Source organism: Rhodococcoides navarretei (assembly GCF_038069675.1).
Taxonomy (GTDB): domain Bacteria; phylum Actinomycetota; class Actinomycetes; order Mycobacteriales; family Mycobacteriaceae; genus Rhodococcoides; species Rhodococcoides navarretei.
The window spans coordinates 3,364,030-3,388,320 of the sequence record NZ_JBBPCN010000001.1 but is presented as its reverse complement, the minus strand read 5'-3'; the positions used below and the strand labels follow the sequence as shown (position 1 = coordinate 3,388,320).

The window sequence follows — 24,291 nt, the reverse complement described above, 5'->3', positions numbered from 1 at the left end:
GGGAGTGACATGACTGTATCGGGAGCTTCCGTCACGCCGGATGTGCTCGACGGGTTGTCGCTGCCGGAGCGTGTTGCGTTGCTACGTAGCCGGATGGTTGCCGTACCTTCCCGGGGCGAAACGGCGTCGGTGCGCATCGAGAATTCGGACCCCGTCGAGCCCGTGCTTCCGGAACCGTCGACGCAGCGTCCAACCCGTCAACGGCCCGTTCTTCCGGTGCCGGCTGCGCTGATCGAGGTGCTGCCGCACGGAGGCCTGGTGCGTGGAACGGTGGCCTCGGTGTCCGGTGCAGGCTCGCTCCTGATCGGGTTGGTGGCTGCGGTGACCGGTGCCGGTGGGCATGTCGCCGTCATCGGGCAACCTCGTTTCGGGATTCTGGCCGCGGTGGAGATGGGCGCACAGTTGAGCAAGCTGGCCCTGATTCCCGATCCCGGTCCGGACCCGGTGGAAGTGGCGGCCATTCTGCTCGACGGTGTCGACCTCGTCGTACTCGGTCTCGGCGGCCTGTCGGTATCGCCCACTCGGGCCAGGGCGGTGGTGGCCAGAGCGCGTAGCAAGGGTTCGACGCTGCTGGTGACCGATGGGCACTGGGACGGGGCAGAGCTACGACTGGACGCATCGGTGCACGGATACGACGGCCTCGGCACGGGCCGGGAGCTGGGCCGCGGCCGACTGCGCGGCGTCCGATTGTCGGTGTGCGCCCGCGGTAAGGCGATGCGGCCGCGCACCGTTCGACTCGACCTCCGTTCGGAGAACGGCCGCATCGAGTGGCATGCCGAGGAGCGCGAGCAGAATCCATTGTCGATCGCGGTCTCGACATGAGCATCGACCGCTCCAGCCGTGTTCTCGCGCTGTGGTGTCCCGATTGGCCCGCTGTTGCAGCAGCGGCTCAGGCCGATCTGCCTGCGACGCATCCGGTGGTCGTCACCTCGGCCAATCGGGTCGTTGCCTGCTCGGCGACGGCACGGGCGTCGGGTATCAAGCGCGGCCTGCGCCGGCGGGAAGCACAGGCGCGGTGCCCGGATGTGCATGTCGCTCTTGCCGACACCGATCGTGATGCGCGACTGTTCGAGCCCGTGGTCTCGGCCGTCGCCGCCATCGCGCCGGGAGTGGAAGTGCTGCGACCGGGCCTGCTGGTTCTCTCTGCCCGCGGCGTCGGACGGTATTTCGGTACCGAGCATCGGGCCGCGGAACGGTTGATCGACGAAGCGTCGGCTGCCGGTGTGGAATGTCAGATCGGTATCGCCGACGAGCTGTCCACCGCGGTGGTCGCCGCGCGGTATGCGCAGGTGGTGCCGCGGGGCGGGGGTGCAGGCTTTCTCGCGCCGTTGCCGGTGGCAGAACTCTCGGCGGAACCGAGCATGTCCGCTGCCGATCGCGGTGAGCTGGTGGATCTGTTGCGGCGCTTGGGTTTACGAACCATCGGCGACTTCGCTGCACTGTCTCCGTGGGATGTGGCGTCGCGCTTCGGCACCGATGCCGTGTTGGCGCATCGCAGTGCCCGAGGTGAGCCCGAACGCCCGCCGTCGGCCAGGGCTCTGCCGCCGGACCTGGATGTGGAGTACCTGTGCGATCCGCCGATCGATCGGGTCGACGCAGCTGCGTTCGCCGGGCGCGGCCTGGCCGAGCAGCTGCACACCAAGCTCGCTGCGGCTGCCGTCGCGTGCACTCGTCTGCTGGTGCATGCCAGTACCGGTAACGGTGAGAATCTGTCGCGGATCTGGCGGTGCGCGGAGCCGTTGACGCCGGAGGGAACAGCCGACCGAGTGCGGTGGCAACTCGACGGCTGGATCACCGGGCGCAGCGAGAACAAGCCGACGTCCGCGATCACCGTCCTGCGACTCGAACCGATCGAAGTGGTGGCCGCAGGTGAGCTGCAGCTGGGTTTGTGGGGCAGCGTCGGCGACGAGGACGAGAGGGCGCGGCGGGCGTTGGTGCGGGTGCAGGGTCTGCTCGGCGGCGAATCGGTGCTGGGCGGTGTGCTCAGTGGTGGCCGCGGGCCGGCCGAGCGGATCACGCTGCGTCCCCTCGGCGACGAACTGGTGCCGATGTCCGATCCGTCGGATCCCTGGCCGGGACGGCTACCCGAGCCTGCTCCGGCGGCAGTGATCGAGACCCGTCCGACGGTGACGCTGATGAATCGGGAGGGAACCGGAATCGGCGTCACCGATCGTGGTGTGTTCGATACGCCGCCGTCGCGATTGCGCTGGGGCACCAAGGAATGGGAACTGACGGGTCTGGCCGGGCCATGGCCGGTGGACGAGCGATGGTGGGACAGCGGCCACGCGTCGACGGGTCCGACGGCGCGAGCCCAGGTGGTGCTCGACGACGAAAGGGCCTTGCTGCTGGTCTTCGACGAGGGTCGGTGGCGGGTGGAAGGAATCTACGAATAGCGGCACCGCTACATTCGAGGGAATGCAGATGATGTCGGAGACGGTCGACCTCGATGGAGTCGATATCGCGTATCGCTCGTTCACTCCGCTGGGGCATGCGAACTCGAATTCGGCACCGGTGATGCTGGTGCACGGCATGGGCGGTGACAGCACAACCTGGGATCGGTTCAGCCGTGCATTGACCACGCACGGCCGCCGGGTGATCACCGTCGATCTGCGCGGGCACGGCAAGAGCGCGCACACGTCGACGTACGAGTTCGACTCTTTCGGCGCGGACCTGCTGGCCCTGCTCGACCACCTCGGGCTCACCGAAGTCGATCTCGTCGGCCATTCCCTCGGCGGATACGCCGTCTCGCTCGTCGCACAACGTCGCCCGCAGCTCGTCCGCCGTCTGGTCCTCGAAGAGCTCCCGATACCGATTCGGCCGGGGGACGCACCGCCGACCCTGACCGGCAAGATGCCGTCGGTCACCGAACTCTGGCACGCAGCGACCAGTGTCTTTCTGCATCCCCGCGCGGTACTCGCCTTCGATCGCTCGATGACCACCACCGCGCTCGAGCAGTTCCGTCGGCCGAATTCGCAGTGGTGGGCGTCATTGGCCGACATCACTGCTCCGACGCTGGTGCTTCGCGGAGGTCCCGGCGGCATGGTCGATCCGATTCGGCTCGACGCGATGGTCGCCGAGATTCCGATCTGCCGTGTCGAAGCGTTTCGCACCGGACACAGCATCCATCGCGACGGTTACTCGGCGTTCGAGGCCGCCGTTCTCCCGTTCCTGACGCATTAGGGTCTGCAGGCATGACTCTCGGTTCGCTCGATCGCAGAATGCTGGGCTGGTCGGCGTTGTTCGTCGTATCCCAGGCCACCATCGCCCGACTCCTCGGCCCCGCAGCTCCCAAAGTGCTTGCCGTGCAGACGGCGTGGTCCGCCGAGCGCTACCGGCAGATCCTGGCGAGCATGGACGAGACCGAGATCGCTCGGTTCCGCAGCCACTATCTGCCCGACTTCGTGCATCCGGCGATCTACGCCATCGCACTCAGGGCCGGCGCACGCAGCCTGGCGGCGAAGACGTCACTGAGCCCTGCGGCGACGACGGCATTGGCCGTCGCGCCCGTGGCCTCCGCTGCCGGCGACTACATCGAGAACATCGTCGGATTGATACTGGTCGACAACCGCGAACAGATCACCGACACCGTTGTGCGCGCCACCACCGTGGTCAGCACCGTCAAATGGATACTGGCAATCGGTTCACTGGCGTACCTGAGTCAGGGATTTCTGCGCGTGTGGGCAAAGGCTCTGTTGCGGTGAGTCTCGCCGTTCACCAGCTCGTGCTGATCTCGAACAGCTAGAAGACTAAGGGCACCAATCGTTTCGAGCGTGCCATGTAATCGCCGTATGCGCCTCCCAATCCCTCGAGCATGGCCGTCTCCTCCGATGGGATTCTGCGCACATATCCCCCGGCCAGAAAGGTCACCATGACGGGAGAAAGCCAGTTCCCGTACGCAACACAGAAGCCGAGCGCACAGATCAGTGCGCCGGCATACGACGGGTGGCGAATGAACCGATACGGGCCCGTCCGAACCACGAGTTGATCGGGGTGCGTGTGGACCACGAACGTGAAGGACTCTCCGAGTGTGCGAGCTGCCGAGACCCGAAGTGCCTGCCCGAGGATTGCGGTGGCCAATCCTGTAACAAAGACGGCTCGTCGGTGGCGGGTGCAGACAGTGGCCGGCGAGATCACGCTCATAAGAAGGCCTCCGCCATACGAGAGCACAAGGCCGCGGCCGACGGCGCGACCGGAACCATTGTCTCGGTTCGAAGAGCCGGTCCGCGGTTTCCGCATCCCCATCTTGTATTCCGACCACATGAAGCCGGTGAATGCTGTCGCCAGAACAGCAGCGGTCGAACGGTCGGTCACGAACAACGGCAGCTTCTCGGCGATCACGCGAGACAGCTTCTCAGACACCGGACCCGTAACGGAACATCACCCAGACTGACCCCCTCTTCATTGAGTGATGCGATGTCAGCGCGCTGCATCACCGAACAACAACGTGTCGTAGGACGATCTATCGAATCGGCCCGACCAGCTCGTCACCGAGGGGAGTGCGTACGTACAGCACCGATCGTCCCTGTCTGACGCGTCGCACCACCGCCGCTTCGCGCAGAACGCGAAGATGCTGGCTCGCCGCGCTGGGCGAGACGCCCAGTGCGGCAGCGAGTTCCCCGGTGGTGGTGGGCGCGTCGAGCAGCGTGAGAATTGTTGCACGTTGTGTGCCGAGAAGATTGGTCAGCGCTCGATTCGGAGCTGTCGGTGCCATGTTCCACACTGCGCCGCGCCCACGGGCCGGATACACCAGAGACGGAGCGCGCGTCGGGCTCGTCTGAGTGATCGCGCCGTGCACGAACACCGACGGAATCAGTGGAAGTCCACGTCCGTCGACGTCGACCCACACCTGGTCCTCGAGCCGATCGACCCACAGCACACCGTCGTCCCATCGAACTCGGGAATCGAGGTGCTCGAACATCTTTCGTGCCCCGAAGTGCGAGAGCTGTTGTGCTCGGTAGTCCACATCACCGTCCAGGACCGCACGGATCCGGGCCCAGTCGGGTTGGAGGCATGTGGCCCAATACTGCGAGAGCGCCTGAACTGTACGGGTGCGCACCGCTCGGGCCGGACCGATGAGGATCGACGGAACGTTGGCGGAGAAGGCGGCGGAGATATCGCGTCGCATCTCCACCGTCGGTGTCGCCCCGACAACGGCGATCTCGTCGTCGAAGGCCGGGGATTCGGTGGGCGGACGGGGAGCGAGAAAGTCCGGGATTTTGCCGTCGGGAGAGACCAACGCGGTCAGAATCTCGGTGTCACACTGCTGCCATGCCGTAAGGACGCGTCGACGCCACGGCTCGTGCAGACGGTGCCGATTCGGCGAGGTCCAGGCACGCAGGCTCAGGACTGTCTCGAACAGCGGCGAGACGGTCAACGAGGTATCCGCCAGGTCGGCGGCTCGGAGGTGAAGCGCGAGCATGTAGTCCCACACTAAATGGTGGCGACCGGCAACCGTGCTCGATGTACTGGTCACATGCCCATCGACTTCGCAGATCCAGCCAACGGCGACACGTATTCCGGCCGCGAGGCCGACGCTTCCTGGGGTGCCGCGATCACCGATATCGTCGATCCGGTCGGCGCGTCCGTCATCGATCTCGGGTGTGGCGGGGGTACCTATGCGCGTGCATGGCGCACGCTGGGAGCGCATGTCACAGCTGTCGATTCGAGTGCGCCGATCCTGGAGTCCGCCCGCCTATCGTCGCCCGCGGACATTTCGTTCGAGTGTGCACCCGCCGAGCGCACCGGCCTGCCCGACGGCCTGGCCGATATCGTGTTCGCTCGCGCGCTCGTCCACCATCTGTCCGACGCATCTGCCCTGGCAACAGAGATGTTCCGGCTACTGCGTCCGGGTGGTATCGCGATCGTCCAGGATCGGACGAGCGAGGACGCGACACTGGCAGGATCGCCGACGAATCCGCGCGGATATATCTTCGACGCGTTTCCTCGATTGGCGGACATCGAGTCTCGGCGACGACACGGCGTCGACGACGTACAGGCCGCCTTTACGCGGGCTGGATTCACCGACGTTGTAACGCAGACACTCTGGGAAACTCGTCGACGCTACGGAGATCGCGAGCAGTACCTGGCCGAGATCGCCGGCAGAACCGGGCGCTCCATCCTGCACGAACTCTCCGACGTCGAACTCGCGGAGTTGGTCGAGTATCTGCGTGGTCGTCTGGCCCCCGGTGAGTTGATCGAACGCGATCGCTGGACCCTGTGGACCGCCGTGGCCCCATGACGTGCACGTCACCAACTGGTGCCGGGGACCAATCTGCCGACACGTCGGATCACTTTGCCGATGCGTGCGCTCGGAGCTTTCGGATCGTACGGTCGCACTCGGTACGGCACTTTCCCGTCCTCGATCGGTATTGCCACCTCGCCCTTGGCGGCAGCGGATTCGGCGAACGTACGGTAGTGCTGGTGCATCGTGCGGTCTTTGCCCTTGGGGGCGAAGATGGCTCCGAATTGCCCGAGTGTTCCCAGCGGTGTGTCGATGCGTTTGGGCTTGTCGCTCAGTGCCCTGATCACGATGGCGGCAGCCTTTTCGGGTGAAAACACCGGGCCGACGTTCTTGTCGCCCGTCGGGGTGATCATCGGTGTGTCGACCAGGGGCATGTGGATCGTGGTGTACGTGATTCCGTCCGAGAGTGTCTCTGCGGCAGCAACATCGGTGAAGCCATCGAGCGCGGCCTTGCTGGCCACGTAGGCCGAGAATCGAGGAGGGTGTCCCAGGACCGCAGCGCTGGAGATGTTGACGACGTGTCCGAAGCTGCGTTCGCGCATGTGTGGCAACAGTGCCAGCACCAGTCGAATGGCCCCGAAGTAGTTGACGGCCATCGTGCGCTCGTAGTCGTGCAGTCGATCGGTGGATCGATAGAGTGCGCGGCGGATGGATCGGCCGGCGCTGTTGACCAGCATGTCGACGTGATCGTGTTCGCTCAGAACGGTTTTCACGGTCTGGTCAACCGATTCGGTGTCGGTGACGTCGCACGAGTAGCCGTAGGCGGTGCCACCCGATTCGCGGATGTGCTCGACCACCTCGTCGAGTTGGTCCTGACCGCGCGCGAGCAGTATGACCACCGCGCCCTTGCGGGCAGCCGCCTCGGCGCTGGCTCGGCCGATTCCGGACGAGCCACCGGTGATGACGATGTGACGGCCGAACAGCGGCCCGCGTGGGTCGTTTCGGCGGTTGCGCTTGGGGTCGAAATTCTCCCGCCAGTACGTCCACACGCGATCGGCGTACGTTCGCAGTGGTGGTGGCGTGATCGAGCTGCCCTGCAACGCTTTCTGTGTCGATGCCGACTCGAACACGGTGGGCAGAGTCAGGTGTTCGAGCATCACCGGTGGCACACCGACATCGCGGAGGGCGGCGTTGCGCTGTTTGCGCACGGCCCTGGATTTGGGGGAGACGACGGGAGCGACCAGTGCCCCGGGTATGTCGATGATTCTCGCGCGAGATCCGGCTGCCGACGAGAATGCGGCGTAGACCTCCGCCATCGACTGAGGTGCCGGATTGACCAGATGGAACACGCTGCCGGGAGTGGTGTCTCGATGTACGAGCTCGACGATGGCGTCGGCGACGTAGTCGACCGGTACCAGGTTGGTATTGCCCATCTTCGGCACCGTGATCGGTAGCACGGAGGGCAGCTTGGCCAGTTGTGCGAAGAACGGAAAGAAGTAGTACGGGCCGTCGATTTTGTCGATGGCTCCGGTCTCCGAGTGCCCGATGATCGCAGCAGGCCGGTAGACCCGCCAGTCCGCGGTGCTGTCGCGGACCAATTCCTCCGACTCGAACTTGGTGCGATGGTAGGCCGTCGGAAAGCCTTGCCCGAGATCGAAGTCGTTCTCGGAGAACGTTCCTCGGTAGTCTCCGGCAACGGCGATCGACGAGATGTGGTGCAGGCGGGCCCCGGTCTTCTCGGCGAGGTCGATTACCGCGGCAGTCCCGGCCACATTGGTCGGGGTCTGCTCGTCGCCTGCGGTCAAATCGTAGACGGCTCCGAGGTGGAGGATGTGGTCGATATCGGTAGGCACGTCTCGGAGTCCGAGCCCCGGCTCGGTGAGGTCGCCTACCAGCGGGTGGATGCGGTCTCCGCCGTCGAGGTGCTGTGCCAGTCGTTCGAGGCGGGCCACCGACTGCGGACGCACCAGCACGTGGACCGCGGCGAGTGCATCACGTTCCAACAGCCTGGGCAGGATGTTCTTCCCGAGAAACCCGGTACCGCCGGTCACGATGTAGTTCGCCATGCGAGCCGACCTTACTCCGAAGTAAGTTCTGGTGCTAGTGCCCGATACCCGCTTTTTCGTGCACTTTCTTCATCCAGGTGGGTGCCCACCAATTGGCCTCACCCATGAGTTTGACCAAGGACGGAACCAGCAACATACGGATGATCGTCGCGTCGATGATCAGAGCCAGAATGACTCCGACGCCGAGGAACTTCATGATCGACAGACCCGAGATCGTGAAGGCCCCGGTGACGACGATCAGAATCAACGCCGCCGCGGTGACGATGCGTCCGGTGCGTTGAGCGCCGAAGATCACGGCGTCCTCGGTGCTCGCTCCAGCTGCGCGAGCCTCGACCATGCGCGACATCAGGAACACCTCGTAGTCGGTCGACAAGCCGAAGATGACCGCGAGAATGAGAACCACGAACGTCGACTCGAGCGGTCCGGGGGTGACGCCGAGCAGGCCGGCGCCGTGGCCCTCCTGGAACACCCACGTGAGTGCGCCGAAGGTGGCAGCCAGGCTCAGTCCGGCCATCAGGACCGCCTTGATCGGCAGCACGATCGATCCGAACGCGAGGAACAGCAACACCAGCGTCGAGATCACCATGATGGCGATCATCACCGGTAGCCACTTCGCGATCGCCGCATTGCCGTCGTCGACGTTGGCTCGTCCGCCGCCGACGAGGATCTCGGTGCCGTCCGGGGGAGTGATCGAGCGCAGAGCAGAGACTGCGTCGGATTGGGATTCGGCCTCGCTCAGCCCGTCGGTCGGTTCACTGTACGACGCCTGCAACGTCACGAAATCGTCCTTGGAGCCCAGGAATTCGGCGCGGGCGATACCGGGCGTGGATTCCACAGCGGAGGTCAGTGCCGCGATCGGTGCGCCTTGAGGCTTGACGCCGTCCAGGCCGCGCAGAACCACGGTTGCGCCCTCTCCTGTGGATTCGAAGTCGGAACCGAGAGTCTCGAATGCCATGCGCGCAGGGTTGTCCTTCGGCAGCGCCGTGTAGTCGACCTCGCCGAGTGAGACCTTCAGGATCGGGGTGGCGATGATCAGCAACCCGGCGACGATGACGGCAGCGACGATGCCCGGATGCTTCATCACGCGGGTGACGACGCCGCCCCAGAACTTGTGTGCGCGTGCATCACTGCGATCGGACGCGGTGCGCGACCACGTCCAGGAGTTGATGCGGGTACCGAGAATCGCGAGCAATGCCGGGACCGCGGTCAGTGACAGGACGGCCGCACTCGCGACGGCGGCCATGGCCCCGAACCCGAGGGATCGGATCACCGCCTGCGGGAAGACGAGCATCCCGGCGAACGCGCAGATCAGCAACAATCCCGAGAATACGACGGTCTTGCCTGCGGTGGCGACGGTGCGGATGGTCGCGTCGATCGGCGTCAGTCCACCGCGCAGTTCTTCGCGGAACCTACTGACGATGAACAGTCCGTAGTCGATGGCCAGGCCGAGTCCCAGCAACGACGCGACGTTGATCGAGAACGAGCTGACTTCGGTGAACTCGGTGAGCACCCGCAGGATCGCCAGCGAGCTCAGCACGCTCAGAATGCCGACGAACACCGGAACCGCTGCGGCGACCACCCCGCCGAAGATGAAGATCAGCAGCAGCAGTGTGATGGGGACAGCGATGATCTCGGAGCGGATCAGATCGCGTTCGAGGGTTTCGCTGAGTGATACCCCCACCACCGACGCGCCGGCGAACTGCGATTCGATGCCGGGAACGGCGAGCTGCGGTGGAAGCTCGCCGAAGGTGTTGAACGTGACACCCGAATTCGCTCCGAGAGATACCGTCGCCAGCGCCTTGGTTCGGTCCTTGGAGACCAGGAATTCCCTGCTGATCGGGTCTGCGCTCCAGTACGAGCTGACATTGCCGAGGGTGTATCGACTGCTGAACTCGTCGAGCGTCGCCTGCACCTGCGGTCCGATGTCGTCGATCGTGCTGCCCTCGGGGGCGGTGTAGATCGCAACGATGTCGGGGGTCGGTTGGCCGATGCCTTGCACCAGCCGCGCGACCTCGGACGACTCGCTGCCTGCGTCGGCGTAACCGCCCTCGCTCAGTTTCGAGAAGACACCGAGTCCGAAGACGCCGCCGACTGCGACGACGGCGACGACAACTGCGAGTGCCCATCGTTTGTGCGATACGACGAACGAGGCCCAACGCGTCACGTCTGTGCTCCGGCTCTGTGAAAGGGATTCAGTGGAAAGGGTCAGTGGCGATTCGACTGTAGTTGATCCGTGTCGGACCCTCGTGTTCTCATTAGAACAAGTGTTCGATGAGACGGCGGCGTGAAGGTGGGTGGGCTCGATGGGATGGAACGACGGACCACCCACATGGTCGGAGATGGAGCGCGTCCTGTCCGGACGGCCCAAGCCGATGGCCGAGGGCGACGGCGGCGACAGCCCGGCCTGGTCCCGGAAACGAGAAGCCTACGAGGGACCTCGCCATCACGAGCCGGTGCGCCCGGCAACGCCGTACGCGGAATTGCATGCGCACTCGGCATTCAGCTTTCTCGACGGTGCCTCGCAGCCCGAGGAGATGGTCGAGGAGGCGGTGCGTCTGGGCCTCGAGTCCATCGCCATCACCGACCACGACGGGTTCTACGGAGTCGTGCGGTTCGCCGAGGCGGCCAGAGCTCTCGGCATCGGAACCGTGTTCGGTGCCGAGCTTTCGCTGGACACCCATCGATCCAGAGCCGGGGAGACGGATCCCGACGGCACTCACCTGCTGGTGCTCGCTCGCGGCCAGGAGGGATATCGCCGGCTCTCGCGTCGGATCGCTGCTGCGCATCTGGCGGGCGGGGTCAAAGGTAAGCCGCAGTACGATCTCGACGAGCTCACCGAATCGGCGGGTGGGCACTGGCAGATCCTCACCGGCTGTCGGAAGGGTCACGTTCGGCAGGCGCTCACGCGTGGTGGTCCGGAGGCGGCAGAGGCCGCGCTGCGCACTCTCGTCGACCGGTTCGGATCCGATCGTGTCACCGTCGAACTCACCCGACACGGCGTCGCGGACGACGACGAGCGCAACGACGCTCTCGCGACGCTGGCTCGGCGGTACGGCCTTCCGACGATCGCCACCACGGCCGCGCACTACGCCAGTCCGCGCAGTAGAAGATTGGCCATGGCGATGGCCGCTGTGCGCGCACGAAGCAGCTTGGACGAGGCTGCCGGTTGGTTGGCACCGACCGGCGGCGGACACCTACGGTCCGGGGCGGAAATGGCGGAGCTGTTCCAGCACTATCCGGGCGCGGTGCGCAGTGCCGTCGAGCTCGGTCGTGAGTGTTCGTTCGATCTGCAGTTGATTGCGCCGCGCCTGCCACCCTTCGAGGTGCCCGACGGATACACCGAGATCAGCTATCTGCGTCGCCTCACCTTCGAGGGAGCCGCCCACCGGTACGGACCGCAGTCGGCGAACCCGGCGGCCTATTCGCAGCTCGAGTACGAACTCGACATCATCGAGAGGCTCGAATTCCCCGGCTACTTCCTGGTGGTCCACGACATCGTCCATTTCTGCAAGACACACGACATCCTCTGTCAGGGAAGAGGTTCGGCAGCGAACTCTGCCGTCTGCTATGCCATCGGCATCACCAACGTCGACCCGGTAGCCAACAAGCTGCTGTTCGAGCGGTTCCTCGCACCCGAACGCGACGGGCCGCCGGACATCGACATCGACATCGAATCCGATCGTCGGGAAGAGGCGATCCAACACGTCTACGCCAAGTACGGCCGCACCCATGCCGCTCAGGTGGCCAACGTCATCACCTATCGCGGTAAGTCCTCGGTCCGAGACATGGCCCGCGCGCTCGGTTTCTCACAGGGACAACAGGACGCGTGGAGCAAGCAGATCACCCGCTGGTCCGGAATCGGTGATCAGGAAGGTGACGGTATTCCCGAGTCGGTTCTCGAACTCGCGCGGCAGATCGAGGGCTTCCCGAGGCACCTGGGCATTCACTCCGGTGGCATGGTGATCTGCGATCGGCCGATCGCCGACGTCTGTCCGGTGGAATGGGCGACGATGGAGAACCGCAGTGTGCTGCAGTGGGACAAAGACGATTGTGCCGCAGTGGGTTTGGTGAAGTTCGACATGCTCGGGCTCGGCATGCTCTCGGCATTGCACTACATGATGGATCTGATCTCCGAGCACAAGGGCATCGACATCGACCTCGCCTCGATCGACCTGTCCGAGCCCGAGGTATACGAGATGCTCCAGCGAGCCGATTCGGTGGGGGTGTTCCAGGTCGAGTCGCGTGCGCAGATGGCCACTCTGCCGCGGCTCAAGCCGCGGAACTTCTACGATCTGGTGGTCGAGGTCGCGCTGATTCGTCCCGGTCCGATCCAGGGTGGTTCGGTGCACCCGTACATCAAGCGTCGCAACGGACTCGAGCCGGTGATCTTCGAGCATCCGTCGCTCAAGAAGGCGCTCGATCGAACTCTGGGCGTACCGCTGTTCCAGGAACAACTGATGCAGATGGCCATCGATGTCGCCGGTTTCAGTGCCGCCGACGCCGATCAGCTGCGCCGGGCCATGGGGTCGAAGCGATCACCGGAGAAGATGGAACTGCTGCGCGGACGGTTCTACGACGGGATGCGCGATCTTCACGGCATCACCGGTGCGGCAGCGGACCGAATCTACGAAAAGCTGTCGGCTTTCGCCAATTTCGGCTTCCCCGAAAGTCATTCGCAGAGCTTCGCCTCATTGGTGTTCTACTCGTCGTGGTTCAAGTTGCACCATCCGGCTGCCTTCTGTGCCGGTTTGCTGCGTGCTCAACCGATGGGTTTCTACTCACCGCAATCCCTGGTCGCCGACGCCAGAAGGCACGGTGTGCTCGTTCACGGTGCAGATGTGAACGCCAGTCTCGGCCATGCGAATCTCGAGTCGGACGGTCTCGAGATTCGCATGGGGTTGGCGGATGTGAAGTTCATCGGGACCGCAGTGGCCCAGAAGATCGTCGACGCACGAGAGGCGCACGGGCCGTACACCTCGTTCCTGGATCTGACGGGACGCGTCGAACTGTCGGTGGCACAGGCGGAAGCGCTGGCCACGGCGGGCGCACTCGGGTGCTTCGGCATCACTCGTCGAGAGGCGCTGTGGGCTGCGGGTGCAGCGGCAGGGGAGCGTCCGGGCCTGCTTCCCGGGATCGGTGCGTCGACGAAAGCGCCTGCGCTACCGGGGATGTCGGATCTCGATCTGGCCTCGGCCGACGTCTGGGCAACCGGCGTGTCACCGGATTCCTATCCCACGCAGTTCTTTCGAGATCGGCTCGATTCGCTGGGCGTGATTCCCGCGAACCGGCTGCTGCAGATTCCTGATGGCGACCGGGTGCTCGTCGGCGGAGCGGTGACGCATCGCCAGCGGCCGGCAACTGCCGGAGGCGTCACGTTCATCAACCTCGAGGACGAGACCGGCATGGTCAACGTGGTGTGCTCGGTCGGGTTGTGGGCCAAGTACCGCAAGCTGGCGATCACCGCTCCGGCGTTGCTGATTCGAGGCAAAGTGCAGAACGCCGAGGGCGCGGTGACCGTGGTGGCCGATCATCTGCAGCTGATGGATCTGCGCGTTGCGTCCAGATCGAGGGATTTTCGCTGACCGACCAGCCCGAATTTGCATAGCCTTGCCTAAGTGCTACTTTACTGCTCAACCAAAGCCCCGGTAAACATCGAGCAATGGAGTACACCGAAGTGAGAACGTTCCGCGCCCCCCGTCTACTCGTCGCAGCCGCCGCGACCTCGATGCTCGTCCTCGGTGCGTGCAGCACCGATTCGACCACGGGCGAGTCTGCCGACGCCGCAACCGTCACCGTCGACACCAACAACGGCAGCATGGAGGTTCCGGCAAATCCGGTGCGCGTGGCAGCACTGGACAACACCTCGTTCGAGACGCTTCGGGCGTTCGGTGTCGAGCCGGTGGCTCTTCCCAAACCCATCATGCCGTCGACGGGCTTCGAGGAGTGGATCGACAACGACGCCATCCTGGACGTCGGCACCCATCGCGAACCGAACCTCGAAGTGGTGAGCGAAGCAGAACCGGATCTCATCATCGGCGGCTATCGATTCCAGGAATACACCGAGGAGCTAGGCCAGATCGCGCCGACCATCGACATCTCGCCCGACGACGAGAACTTCGTCGAGACGCTGAAGACTCAGACCGAGACGCTCGGCGTCATCTTCGGTCTGCAGGACAGAGCGGCCGAGATCATCGCGGCCCTCGACGCGGCCGAGACTTCTGCTGCGGCGCAGACCACCGGACAGACGGTATTTCTCGCCAACGTCAACGGCGGCAAGATCGACAACGGTGCTCAGCGCATCGGCCGTCTGCTCGAACCCCTCACGCTGACCGACGTGTTCGCCGGCGAGGCAGGCGACGTTCACGGTGATTCCGGTTTGGCACCGGAAACCATCGCCCAGGCCAACCCCGACTGGGTCATCGTTCTGGACCGCGACGCCGCAGCCGGTGAGCCAGGTTCGTCCCCGGCCAAGGCCGTCTTCGAAGCGCAGGAAGCGTTCGCCGAGACCACCTTCACCACCGAGGACCAGATCATCTACCTCGATCCGTTCTTCTACACCCGCGAGGGCATCCAGGCGTACACCGAAGCGTTCCAGTCGATCTCGGACGCGTTCGAGAACGCCGCGTAGGCCGGGCGAACACCGTACGACGGATCACCGACATGGCGAACAACAGACTGCTGCTTGCCGCGATCATGGGGGTAGTGACGCTGCTGACCGTCGCGTCACTACTCGTCGGTGGATACGACATCACCGTCGCCACGATGATCGACGATCCCGCGGCCAGAAACATGTTCCTGATCTCGCGGGTTCCGCGCACGCTGGCGTTGATCTTCGCAGCCATGGCCATGAGCATCTCCGGGGTGATCATGCAGATGATCACCCAGAACAAGTTCGTCGAACCCACCACCGCAGGCACGGCGCAGTGGGCCGGGCTCGGTGTCCTGGCCACTTTGATCGTGCTGCCCGACGCGCCGCCGATGACCAAGATGCTCGTCGCCACGGTGTTCGCTCTGGTCGGCACGCTGTTGTTCGTCGGCGTGCTCCGGCGGCTGTCGGTCCGGACCACATTGGTGGTCCCGCTCGTCGGCATCATGCTGGGTGCCGTCGTCGGGGCCGTCACCACGTTCCTCGCCGGGACTTTCGATCTCTTGCAGGCGATGTCGGCCTGGAGGTCCGGCGGATTCAGCGGCATCGTGCGAGGGTTCTACGAACCGATGTGGGCGGTGATCGTCATCGCGGTGCTGGCATACCTGCTCGCGCATCGCTTCACCGTGGCCGGACTCGGTAAGGAGCTCGCCACGAACGTCGGGATGAGGTACGAGCAGATCGTTCTGGTAGGCGTCGCGATGGTCGCCGTGGCCACCGGCGTTACCACGGTGGTCGTCGGGTTCATTCCGTTTCTCGGACTCATCGTGCCCAATCTGGTGTCGATGATGCTCGGCGACGACGTTCGCAAGAACCTGCCCTGGGTCGCACTCGTCGGCGCAGGTCTGCTGTTGGCCTGCGATCTCGTCGGCCGAACAGTCGTGGCACCCATGGAAATTCCCGCATCGGTTGTTCTCGGAATTCTGGGAGCAGTGGTGTTCATCGTTCTGATCGTGAGGCAGCGCCGGTATGTCAGTGCTTAGTTCCCGAGTGAGCCCGCGCATCACCGGACCGATACCGCGCGGACCGGAGGCGTCGCGTTTCACACCGAAGATGCGGTTGGCGGTGCTGTCGGTGATCGTGGCGATCGCCGTCGTGTGTTTCCTGTTCCTGTTCGTGCGCGGTTCGTTCGCCTTCGCATTTCCCCGGCGGCTGAACATGGTGGGAGCCATGGCCGTTGCGGCGTTCACGCACGGCCTCGGCACGGTGGTCTTTCACACCGTCACCAACAACCGCATTCTGACACCGTCGATCATCGGGTTCGATTCGCTCTACACGCTGATGCAGACGCTCATGGTGTTCGTCTTCGGTGGCACCGTCATCGCCAACACCGAGGGCATCCCGAAGTTGTTGGCGCAGACGGCATTGATGGTCGCACTCGCCACCGTTCTGTACGGCTGGTTGTTCTCCGGCAAGCTCGGCAGCCTGTTCCTGATGCTGCTCGTCGGCGTTGTGCTCGGACTGGCATTCGACAGCATCTCGACATTTCTCCAACGCCTGCTCTCACCCACCGAATACGACATGCTGTCGGTCGAACTGTTCGGCCGACTCAGCGCCGTGAAGGGCGACTACCTGCCGTTGGCGTTCGGGGTGTGCCTGTTCGCCGCAGTAGTGCTGTGGAAGCGCCGACGCCACTTGGACGCACTGCTGCTCGGACGGGAGGCAGCCATGGGGATCGGGGTGTCCTACAAGCGCGAACTGATGTCGATGCTGATGCTCATTGCGCTGCTGGTGGCGTTCTCGACGGCTCTCGTGGGACCCATGACATTCTTCGGTTTCATCGTGGCGACGTTGGCCTACCAGGTGACCGGCAGCTACAAGCACATCTACGTCCTCCCGATGGCGTTCCTGCTGGGCTTCCTGACCTTGCTAGTGGGGCAGTTCGTCATGCAGCACATCTTCTACGCCGGCGGGTTCCTCACCGTCATCATCGAATTCGCCGGTGGCATCCTGTTCTTGGTCATGATTCTTCGTAGGGGGACGCTGTGATCGACTTTCGTGATGTGACCAAGTCCTATCAGGACACCATCGTTCTCGGTCCCGTCACCGGTGCCATCGCCAAGGGCGGGATCACCTCTCTCGTCGGGCCGAACGGAGCAGGAAAATCCACCTTGCTGACGGTCATCGGGCGATTGCTCGACCCGACCACGGGGACGATCACCGTGGGCGGGATGGACGTTCGCGTCGCGAAGTCTCGGGAACTCGCCAAGCACCTGTCGATCCTGCGCCAAGAGAACCACATCACCGCGCGATTGACGGTCCGTGAGCTGGTCGGGTTCGGCCGGTTCCCGCACTCGAAGGGAAAACTCGGTCCCGAGGACGAGGCGCGCATCGACGACGCCCTCGAGTTCTTGAATCTGGCTGCCCTCGAAGGGCGATTTCTGGATCAACTCTCCGGCGGGCAACGGCAACGAGCGTTCGTGGCGATGGTGCTGGCCCAGGACACCGAGTATCTTCTGCTCGACGAGCCCCTGAACAATCTCGACCTCAAGCATTCGGTGCTGATGATGAAGCAGTTGCGTCGTGCTGCAGACGAATTGGGCAAGACCATCGTGCTCATCGTGCACGACATCAACTTCGCCGCCGCCTACTCCGACAGTATCGTCGCCATGCGTGACGGCATCATCGTCAACACGGGCACTGCTGAGGAGATGATGCAGGACGACGTGCTGAGCGAGGTGTTCGACACCCCGGTTCGCGTCCACGTCGTCGAGGGACACCGCATTGCGGTCTATGTGCGGTAGTCGATCGACGACGTGCACAATCGAGTGGTGAAGTTGCTGCTGATTGCCGATACTCATCTCCCGAAGCGGGCTCGCGTACTGCCCGACGAGGTGTGGACCGCCGTCGACGACGCCGATGTGGTGATCCATTCCGGTGATTGGGTGAATTTGGCTGCGTTCGAGGAGCTCTCGCAGCGGTCGCGTCGACTGGTTGCGTGCTGGGGGAACAACGACGGTGACGAGTTGCGGGAGCTGATGCCCGAACGCGCCGACGTGGTGCTCGGCGGGGTTCGGTTCACCGTGGTGCACGAGACCGGTGCCGCGACGGGACGTGAACGACGGATGGCGGCGGCATACCCGGAGGCCGACGTGCTCGTGTTCGGCCACAGTCACATCCCGTGGGACACGTTCGCGGACAACGGGCTACGGCTGCTCAACCCTGGATCGCCGACGGATCGGCGTCGACAACCGTTCTGCACGTACATGACTGCCGTCGCCGAGAACGGAGAGCTCGGCGAAGTCGAACTGCACCGCATCGCACCTCGTTAGTGGCAGCCGAGGCGTTCACATACCGCCGGCCACCCGAACGACGGTTCCGGTGGCATATCGAGCATCGGCGGAGAGCAACCACGACACCGCACCGGCAATCTCGTCCGGCACACCGGGGCGGCCGAGGGGGATGCTCGACGCCATCTTCTGCGGCCGTCGTCGATCTCGGTGGAAGTCGGTCTCGATGATTCCGGGTGCCACCGCGTTGACGCGAATATTTTGCGCAGCAACCTCTTTGGACAAGCCGACGGTCAGTGTATCCACTGCAGCCTTGGCTGCCGCGTAGTGGACGTATGTTCCCGGACTGCCCAGGGGCGCGGCAGCGGAGGAGATGTTCACGATCGAGCCACCCCATTCGGCCATTGCCGCGATCGCGTACTTGCAGCAAGTGAGCACCCCGACGAGATTCACGTCGAGGTCCGCTCTGATGGTCTCGATGTCGTTGTCCGCCAGCATCCCTACGGCACGTGCCGAGCCGGCATTGTTCACCAGACCGGTGACAGTGCCGATCTCGGCGGCAGCGCCGAACAGATCGATCACCGCCTGCTCGTCGGTGGTGTCGGCTCGAAAGGCGATGACCGTTCTGCCGTCGGCCGACAATTCGGTTGCCACTGCTCGCGCGGTAGCGGAATCGGAGCGGTAGCCGATGACCACGTCGTGCCCGTCGGCCACCAGCCGTCGGGACACCGCAGCGCCGATTCCGCGACTGCCACCGGTGACGATCGTCGAGGGAGCGCTCATCGTTCGACACCCGCAAGTTGGATCTGTCGTCACTGAGTTCGGTTGCAACGTTGGCGACCGAACTCGTCTCCGAAGGCCGGCCGATCGACGTGCTCGTCAACAATGCGGGACTCATGCAGCCACCCGAGCGCCAAGTCACTCGAGACGGATTCGAGCTGCAGTTCGGAACCAACCACCTCGGTCATTTCGCACTGACCCTGGCCCTGTTGCCGCTTCTTCGGGCCGGTCGTGCTCGAGTTACCCATCAGACGAGTATCGCGGCGCGATCGGGGACCATCAACTGGGACGACCTGAACTGGGAGCGTTCCTACGACGTCATGAAGGCATACAGTCAGTCGAAGCTCGCGGTGGCCTTGTTCGCCCGCGAACTCGACGCACGAAGCAGGGCCGGTGGGTGGGGAATTACCAGCAACATGGCCCATCCCGGAATTTCACCGACCAATCTGCTTGCGGCTCAACCGGGTCTGGGGCGTCCGAAAGATTCTGCGGGAAGACGCCTCATCGGTGTTCTTGCCCGTGTCGGCATCGCGGGAACAGTGGACAGCGCCGCGCAACCGGGTGTGATCGCAGCGGTGAGTACAGCCTCGCGCGGTGATCAGTTCGTCGGTCCTACCCGGTTGATCGGCGGGCCGCCGGCCGAGGTCGAGCTGTGGAAACCACTGCGCAACATGGACGACGCGCGCGCGCCGGTTGTGGGAAGCGTCCGAACAGCTGACCGGGGTGCGCGTGTCGTCCTGAACAGTCGACGGCCGTTCTGCGGCTCGATCGGCGGTAGGCGTCACTGCGGGGTCGGCGCGGGTTCCCGGGCGTGGTCGACCAGGTCGTGCACCAGACCGATGATGACGTCCATCTGAGCAATCACTTCGACGCGCAATCGGTCCTGCTGGTCCTCCGGCATCTCCGGGGTGTCCGGCCGGTCGAGAGACATCAGTAGATCGATGTTGGTGCGCAGTGCTGTCAACGGTTCCATCAGCTCCGCGCCGGCGTCGACGATCAACTGGCCCTGGCGTGCTCGTGACCGAGACAGGGAGGCCAGCATCTCGTTGAAGCTGTTGGCCAGTGAAGCCAGTTCGTCGTCTCCGTTGACGTCGATGGGCTCGAAATCTCCTGTGCGGGCCACGCGTTCTGTACCGGCACGCAGTCGTGTCACGGGGCGGAGTCCAGTACGTGCGACTGCGGCACCGGCGACGCCTGCGAGCGCAACGAGAAAGGCTCCGACGAGAACCAGTGCCAGCGTCAGTTTGGCCAGGAGAGGTGACGCGGCGCTGAGCGATTCGGCCACCATGATCGTTTCGCCGGCGTCGGTGCGTTTGGCGGAGATGTAGTAACCACGTACTTCGCGCAGGGATTGATTCGTCGTGCCGTCGATGACAGACATTTCCGGGTCGTCCAGAACTCCGTTGGAATTGGTGAACGGCTCCGAGCCGTTCGACGACGTCACCAGAGTGCCGTCGGTCGTCGCGAACGCGACCTTCACCGCGGTCCCCTCGGTGTCTTCGATGCGAAAACCGAGCAGGTTGGCCGGTACCCCCGTTGCAGCGCTGGCAATAATGGCATCGCTGTTGCGTTCGACGCGGTCGACGATCTGCGAGCGCAGGGCCTGTTCCGCGACGAGATAGATCGCCAGAGCGCTCACCGCTACGGCTAGGGCTGCCACGCTCATCGTCAACACCCGGATGCGGCCGTGCAACGTCAGCGCTCGGGGGCGAGCGGTTGCACGTGGATTGCTCATTTCTCGAGTATGCAGGTCTAGGGGAGACAAGAGTTTTGCAGGCCGGGTAGAGCCAGTTCGCGAGCAGTACAGGTGGTGCGCCGGCCGGCCCGGGTCTGCTGTGCCGTGGGCTACTCCCCGGAGCGGCCTGTGGTTAGAACGGTGGTTCGTCGGTGTCCTCGGCTGTTGGTTCCGTTTGGGGCTCGTTGTTGTCGGGTGGGTTGGGGTAGGCGATGATGCCGGATCGTCTGGGTTGGGTGGGGATGTGTGGTCTGAGGTCGTTGTCGAGGTTGGGGACGGTGGTTGCGTTGGTGGGCAGGGTGATGCGGGTGGTCTTCGAGATGGAGGTCCAGAGGATGGCTCCGCCGGGGAGCATGGTGGCGGTCCAGTAGCCGGCTGTTTTGACGGAGTGGTGGTATTCGCAGAGGCATTGCAGGTTGTTCACGGTGGTCCAGCCGCCGCCGAGTGGGTTGGTGTGGTCGAAGGGGTCGATGTGGTCGAGTTGGCATCGTGCGGCGGGGCGGTGGCAGTCGGGGAAGCGGCAGTGTCGGTCGCGGAGTCGGACGGCGGCGGTGGTGAGAGTGTCGGGTCGGTAGATCAGGGCTCGGTCGGTGAGGGCGTCGCGGGGTACTGGTTTTCCGAGGGTGGGGTCGGCGGCGATGGCGGCTTCGAGGGCTGTGGCGAGGGAGGCGTTGCCTAGTTGGATGCCGGCGGGTGTGTGGAGGGTGTGGTGGTTCGGCCAGACCATCGAGCGGAGGTCGAGGGCCTTCATGTTGCGGGCGGGGTGTCGGATGTCGTTCAGGTCGAGGGCAGAGCTGTGCCGTGTGCCTCGGCCGACGGGGGTGTGGGTGCAGAACAGGGCTGCAGCGGAGGTCAGGGATTGGGTCCGTCGTTGAGGTTCGTCGCCGCCGCAGTCGGATGGAGTGGGGTCTGCCGCTGGATGGGCAGGGGTGTCCTCCGCCTGACTGTCTTTCGGTGTTGGTCCAGGCGTCGGTTTCGGGGTGACTGTCCTGGTCCGCTCGGGTTGATCTGAAGCAGAGCGGGTTTCGGGTTGATCTGGAGCAGTGCTGGTTTCGGGTCGATCGGAAGCAACGCTGGGTGCTGGCTCCGGTGTCGGCGTGGGCACCGGCGCAGGTGCTTGTGCTGGATCGGGTGTTCGAGGTGGTTCTCCGGTCGGGTCGGGTGTCGAACTCGATGCGCTGACCGGGCCTCGCGCCGAGGCTGCATGCGACGGTGCAGGATCGGAGCCATGGTCGGGTTCTGTTCCCTGACCGGCAGCGGATTCCGGTGCCGGTGCGGTTTCGGTGCTCGCTGTCGCTGTAGCTGTCGCTGTCGTTTCGGTGCTGGTTGCCGTTGTTGCTGTCGCTTCAGTGTTCGTGGCCGTATCGGTATCTGCGTCCGACTCCGAGTCCGACTCCTGCTTCTGCTTCTGATCTTTCGGTGTTCGTTCCCAGTCACCCGTTTCGGGGTTCTGGTGTGCGAGTCCGAGTTTCTCGGCGAGGGTGACTGCTTCGGTGAGCAGAATCTGCCACTGACTGTTGCGCGCCAGTTCTCGCGCGAGGTCGGGGTCGATCGAACCATGCCCGGCCAGATATGCCGGGTTGGCGAGCAGTCCGAGCAGGGTGGCGATGTCGACGGTGATCATCGTGAGCGGCACCCGCCGATCCGGCAATGCTGCATCGGCATCTTTTTTGGGGCAGTCATCACGTTGGCACAGGCACACCAGTCGGGGTTCGCCGTGCATGCGGGCCATGAACGCATCGCACAGGCGTTCTTTTCTGCCGCGGGGGTCTTTCGGGCAGAGGGTGTCGGCCATCTCTTCGAGCAGTTGCCAGGCGGCGGCGGCTTCGGGTGCGGTCAATTCCGCTCGGATGCGGGCGAGTTCGCCGGCGGCGCTGTAGGTGACGGTCCGGAATCGTTTTGCGAATTCCCGTAGTGCTGCGGCTTCCTCGGGTGCGACCCGGAACAGGATGTCCCAGATCTCCTGCTCGAGGGGACCCGGTGACGACCGGCGGGCTGCTTCGACGATCTCGTCCTCGACCATCGTGAGGATCTCGTCGGGGAGGTTGTCGAGGATCCGGCACACCGTCCGTACTCGCGGGAGGTCGATCTCCCCGGACTCGAACGCGCTCTTCACCAGTGGAAGCCGGGTATGCAGGGCAACGCCGACGGACACATACCCCTCGGCGACGGTGGCCGAGCAACCCAACGCGACTGCCATTTCGGTGCGTCCGTATCGGCTGTAGTGCTTGTACTTGGTGTCGCGGGTGATCCAGTCACAGTGCACGCGATAGCAGGCGGTGATCTTGCGAGAAGCTTGACGGTTCTCTGCGCGGGCGGCAGCGGTCAACGCCTCCAGCGACACGGCCGGTACTGCACCCATCTTTTTCACCCCCCGGTGAGCCGAAACAAGAACGCCTGTTCGAACTGAAAGAAGAGTAACTCGACCCACCGACACAAACGGAAGAATCGCTTCGAGGGGAGCGAATCGTCTGGTCAGGGCTGGTGATCGGTCACTTCGGTGTCCTCGTTCCACCGCTGTGCCCATTGCCAAAGTGGTTCGAGTGCCGGCCCCAATTCGTCACCCAGTTCGGTGAGGCGATATGAGCCGTCGGAGTCCTTGATCAGTACGCGCGCGTCGATCAGGGTGCGCAAACGCGTGGCAAGAACGCTGGATGAGATGTCATCGGTGCGTCGCCGTAACTCGAGGAAGCCAAGGGGGCCGCTGCGTAGTTCCCACAGAATGCGCATGTTCCACCGCTGACCCAGAAGGTCGAGGACGGCCGACATCGAACGGCGGGGTGCGCTTGCCATTTCCATCGTGCTCGATCATAGTGATTCGAAAATCGAAGCAGTTCGAAAATCGAAGTGGAGGCGTCGATGAAGCAGCGAGCGGCCGGAAGATCGGTGTTGATCACTGGTGCGTCCCGGGGTATCGGAGCGGAGACCGCGGTGCAACTGGGTGCCGAAGGCGCTGCGATTGCTGTGAACTTCCGCGAGAAGAAGCGTCGAGCCGATGCCGTTGTGCGCACGATCGAGGAGGCCGGAGGGCGCGCACTCGCCGTCGGTGCCGATGTCACCGACCCAGAAGCAGTCGACGCGATGCTGAACGCTGTCGGAGCTGAATTCGGTGCAATCGACGTTCTGGTTCTCAATGCGTCTGGGGGGCTCGAGCTCGGTGCAGATCCCGGATACGCCATGAGCATCAATCGCGACGCGCAGGTGGCAATGGCTCGAGCGGTCGCCGACCGCATGAAACCAGGCTCACGGATCGTCTTTCTCACCAGTCATCAGGCGCATTTCTACGGCAGGAAGCCCGTGCCCGTCGAGTACGAGCCCATTGCTGCGAGCAAGCGAGCGGGCGAGGACGCCCTGCGCGACATGATTCCGGAAATGAATTCACGCGGTATCGAATTGGTCGTGGTCTCCGGCGACATGATCGAGGGCACCATCGTCGTCACTCTGCTGGAACGCCGGAATCCGGATGCGGTGGCCGCGCGCACCGCACAGGGCACGCTGCCCACGGTTGCCGAATTCGCGGCGGCTGTGGTGGACGCTGCCGTCGGGCCGATCGAGAAGTCCGGTCTTACCGTGTATGTAGGAGGAGCCGATTACCTCGACGGGTTCGTGTCGGGGTAATCGGCTCCGTTCGACCGAAGTCGTGTTGTGGGATC

20 protein-coding genes and 1 pseudogene are annotated in these 24,291 nt (G+C 64.2%); 13 read left to right on the top strand and 8 right to left on the bottom strand.

Annotated features, from left to right (window positions below; translation table 11 throughout):
• The first annotated feature begins 9 nt into the window (after positions 1-9).
• Genes AABD04_RS15945 through AABD04_RS15930 form a run of 4 tightly spaced genes read left to right on the top strand, consistent with a single transcriptional unit; the run spans position 10 to position 3,701 of the window.
• Complete coding sequence (locus tag AABD04_RS15945; RefSeq protein WP_341441765.1) at positions 10-822, top strand: hypothetical protein; 813 nt, start codon at positions 10-12, stop codon at positions 820-822.
• Entirely contained in the window at positions 819-2,393 is a 1,575-nt protein-coding gene (locus AABD04_RS15940) for a DNA polymerase Y family protein (protein WP_341441764.1), read from the top strand. Before AABD04_RS15945 ends, AABD04_RS15940 begins: the two co-directional genes overlap by 4 nt.
• A gap of 22 nt (positions 2,394-2,415) precedes the next feature.
• The gene (locus AABD04_RS15935) at positions 2,416-3,180 is read left to right on the top strand and encodes an alpha/beta fold hydrolase (RefSeq protein ID WP_423228159.1); all 765 of its coding nucleotides are present in this window, start codon (positions 2,416-2,418) and stop codon (positions 3,178-3,180) included.
• An 11-nt stretch (positions 3,181-3,191) separates the two neighbouring features.
• Positions 3,192-3,701: a hypothetical protein gene (locus AABD04_RS15930; protein ID WP_341441763.1), complete on the top strand. Its 510-nt coding sequence runs from the start codon at positions 3,192-3,194 to the stop codon at positions 3,699-3,701.
• A 37-nt stretch (positions 3,702-3,738) separates the two neighbouring features.
• Here the strand turns inward: AABD04_RS15930 and AABD04_RS15925 are convergent, their stop codons facing one another.
• Both AABD04_RS15925 and AABD04_RS15920 read right to left on the bottom strand, forming a co-directional pair.
• Positions 3,739-4,359: a methyltransferase family protein gene (locus tag AABD04_RS15925; protein WP_341441762.1), complete on the bottom strand. Its 621-nt coding sequence runs from the start codon at positions 4,357-4,359 to the stop codon at positions 3,739-3,741.
• A 100-nt stretch (positions 4,360-4,459) separates the two neighbouring features.
• The gene (locus AABD04_RS15920) at positions 4,460-5,419 is read right to left on the bottom strand and encodes an ArsR/SmtB family transcription factor (protein WP_341441761.1); all 960 of its coding nucleotides are present in this window, start codon (positions 5,417-5,419) and stop codon (positions 4,460-4,462) included.
• Positions 5,420-5,473: 54 nt separating this feature from the next.
• On the opposite strand from AABD04_RS15920, the gene AABD04_RS15915 reads away from it, so the two are divergent.
• Positions 5,474-6,238 carry a class I SAM-dependent methyltransferase gene (locus AABD04_RS15915; protein WP_341441760.1) on the top strand — a complete coding sequence of 255 codons (765 nt, stop codon included), beginning with the start codon at positions 5,474-5,476 and terminating at the stop codon, positions 6,236-6,238.
• Between the two features lie 8 nt (positions 6,239-6,246).
• Here the strand turns inward: AABD04_RS15915 and AABD04_RS15910 are convergent, their stop codons facing one another.
• Positions 6,247-8,247 (bottom strand): SDR family oxidoreductase, encoded by a 2,001-nt coding sequence (locus tag AABD04_RS15910; protein WP_341441759.1) that lies wholly within the window; start codon positions 8,245-8,247, stop codon positions 6,247-6,249.
• Positions 8,248-8,281: 34 nt separating this feature from the next.
• The gene (locus AABD04_RS15905) at positions 8,282-10,411 is read right to left on the bottom strand and encodes an MMPL family transporter (RefSeq protein ID WP_243608201.1); all 2,130 of its coding nucleotides are present in this window, start codon (positions 10,409-10,411) and stop codon (positions 8,282-8,284) included.
• Positions 10,412-10,550: 139 nt separating this feature from the next.
• On the opposite strand from AABD04_RS15905, the gene AABD04_RS15900 reads away from it, so the two are divergent.
• The 6 genes from AABD04_RS15900 (at position 10,551) to AABD04_RS15875 (ending at position 18,165) form a co-directional block, all read left to right on the top strand.
• Entirely contained in the window at positions 10,551-13,829 is a 3,279-nt protein-coding gene (locus AABD04_RS15900) for an error-prone DNA polymerase (RefSeq protein WP_341441758.1), read from the top strand.
• Between the two features lie 77 nt (positions 13,830-13,906).
• Complete coding sequence (locus AABD04_RS15895; protein ID WP_341441757.1) at positions 13,907-14,875, top strand: siderophore ABC transporter substrate-binding protein; 969 nt, start codon at positions 13,907-13,909, stop codon at positions 14,873-14,875.
• Between the two features lie 32 nt (positions 14,876-14,907).
• Complete coding sequence (locus AABD04_RS15890) at positions 14,908-15,876, top strand: ABC transporter permease (RefSeq protein ID WP_341441756.1); 969 nt, start codon at positions 14,908-14,910, stop codon at positions 15,874-15,876.
• A 7-nt stretch (positions 15,877-15,883) separates the two neighbouring features.
• Positions 15,884-16,882 (top strand): iron chelate uptake ABC transporter family permease subunit, encoded by a 999-nt coding sequence (locus AABD04_RS15885; RefSeq protein WP_341441755.1) that lies wholly within the window; start codon positions 15,884-15,886, stop codon positions 16,880-16,882.
• Positions 16,879-17,637 carry an iron ABC transporter ATP-binding protein gene (locus tag AABD04_RS15880; protein WP_341441754.1) on the top strand — a complete coding sequence of 253 codons (759 nt, stop codon included), beginning with the start codon at positions 16,879-16,881 and terminating at the stop codon, positions 17,635-17,637. The genes AABD04_RS15885 and AABD04_RS15880 overlap by 4 nt, the downstream gene beginning before the upstream one ends.
• Before the next feature lie 27 nt (positions 17,638-17,664).
• Entirely contained in the window at positions 17,665-18,165 is a 501-nt protein-coding gene (locus tag AABD04_RS15875) for a metallophosphoesterase family protein (protein ID WP_341441753.1), read from the top strand.
• Between the two features lie 15 nt (positions 18,166-18,180).
• On the opposite strand, the gene AABD04_RS15870 is transcribed toward AABD04_RS15875, so the two are convergent.
• On the bottom strand, positions 18,181-18,906 hold the full coding sequence (locus AABD04_RS15870) for an SDR family NAD(P)-dependent oxidoreductase (RefSeq protein ID WP_341441752.1): 726 nt from the start codon (positions 18,904-18,906) through the stop codon (positions 18,181-18,183).
• On the opposite strand from AABD04_RS15870, the pseudogene AABD04_RS15865 reads away from it, so the two are divergent.
• Positions 18,885-19,644: pseudogene (locus AABD04_RS15865) on the top strand (SDR family oxidoreductase); the annotation flags it as partial. The gene AABD04_RS15870 and the pseudogene AABD04_RS15865 overlap by 22 nt on opposite strands.
• Before the next feature lie 40 nt (positions 19,645-19,684).
• Here AABD04_RS15865 and AABD04_RS15860 read toward each other — a convergent pair.
• The 3 genes from AABD04_RS15860 to AABD04_RS15850 all read right to left on the bottom strand — a co-directional run bounded on the left by AABD04_RS15860 (position 19,685) and on the right by AABD04_RS15850 (position 23,437).
• Positions 19,685-20,638: a HAMP domain-containing protein gene (locus AABD04_RS15860; RefSeq protein WP_341441750.1), complete on the bottom strand. Its 954-nt coding sequence runs from the start codon at positions 20,636-20,638 to the stop codon at positions 19,685-19,687.
• 133 nt (positions 20,639-20,771) lie between these two features.
• Positions 20,772-23,000 carry an HNH endonuclease signature motif containing protein gene (locus AABD04_RS15855; protein WP_341441749.1) on the bottom strand — a complete coding sequence of 743 codons (2,229 nt, stop codon included), beginning with the start codon at positions 22,998-23,000 and terminating at the stop codon, positions 20,772-20,774.
• Between the two features lie 113 nt (positions 23,001-23,113).
• Positions 23,114-23,437: a winged helix-turn-helix transcriptional regulator gene (locus tag AABD04_RS15850; protein WP_341441748.1), complete on the bottom strand. Its 324-nt coding sequence runs from the start codon at positions 23,435-23,437 to the stop codon at positions 23,114-23,116.
• 60 nt (positions 23,438-23,497) lie between these two features.
• Between AABD04_RS15850 and AABD04_RS15845 the strand changes: the two genes are divergently transcribed.
• Complete coding sequence (locus AABD04_RS15845; protein WP_341441747.1) at positions 23,498-24,256, top strand: SDR family oxidoreductase; 759 nt, start codon at positions 23,498-23,500, stop codon at positions 24,254-24,256.
• Positions 24,257-24,291: the final 35 nt, after the last annotated feature.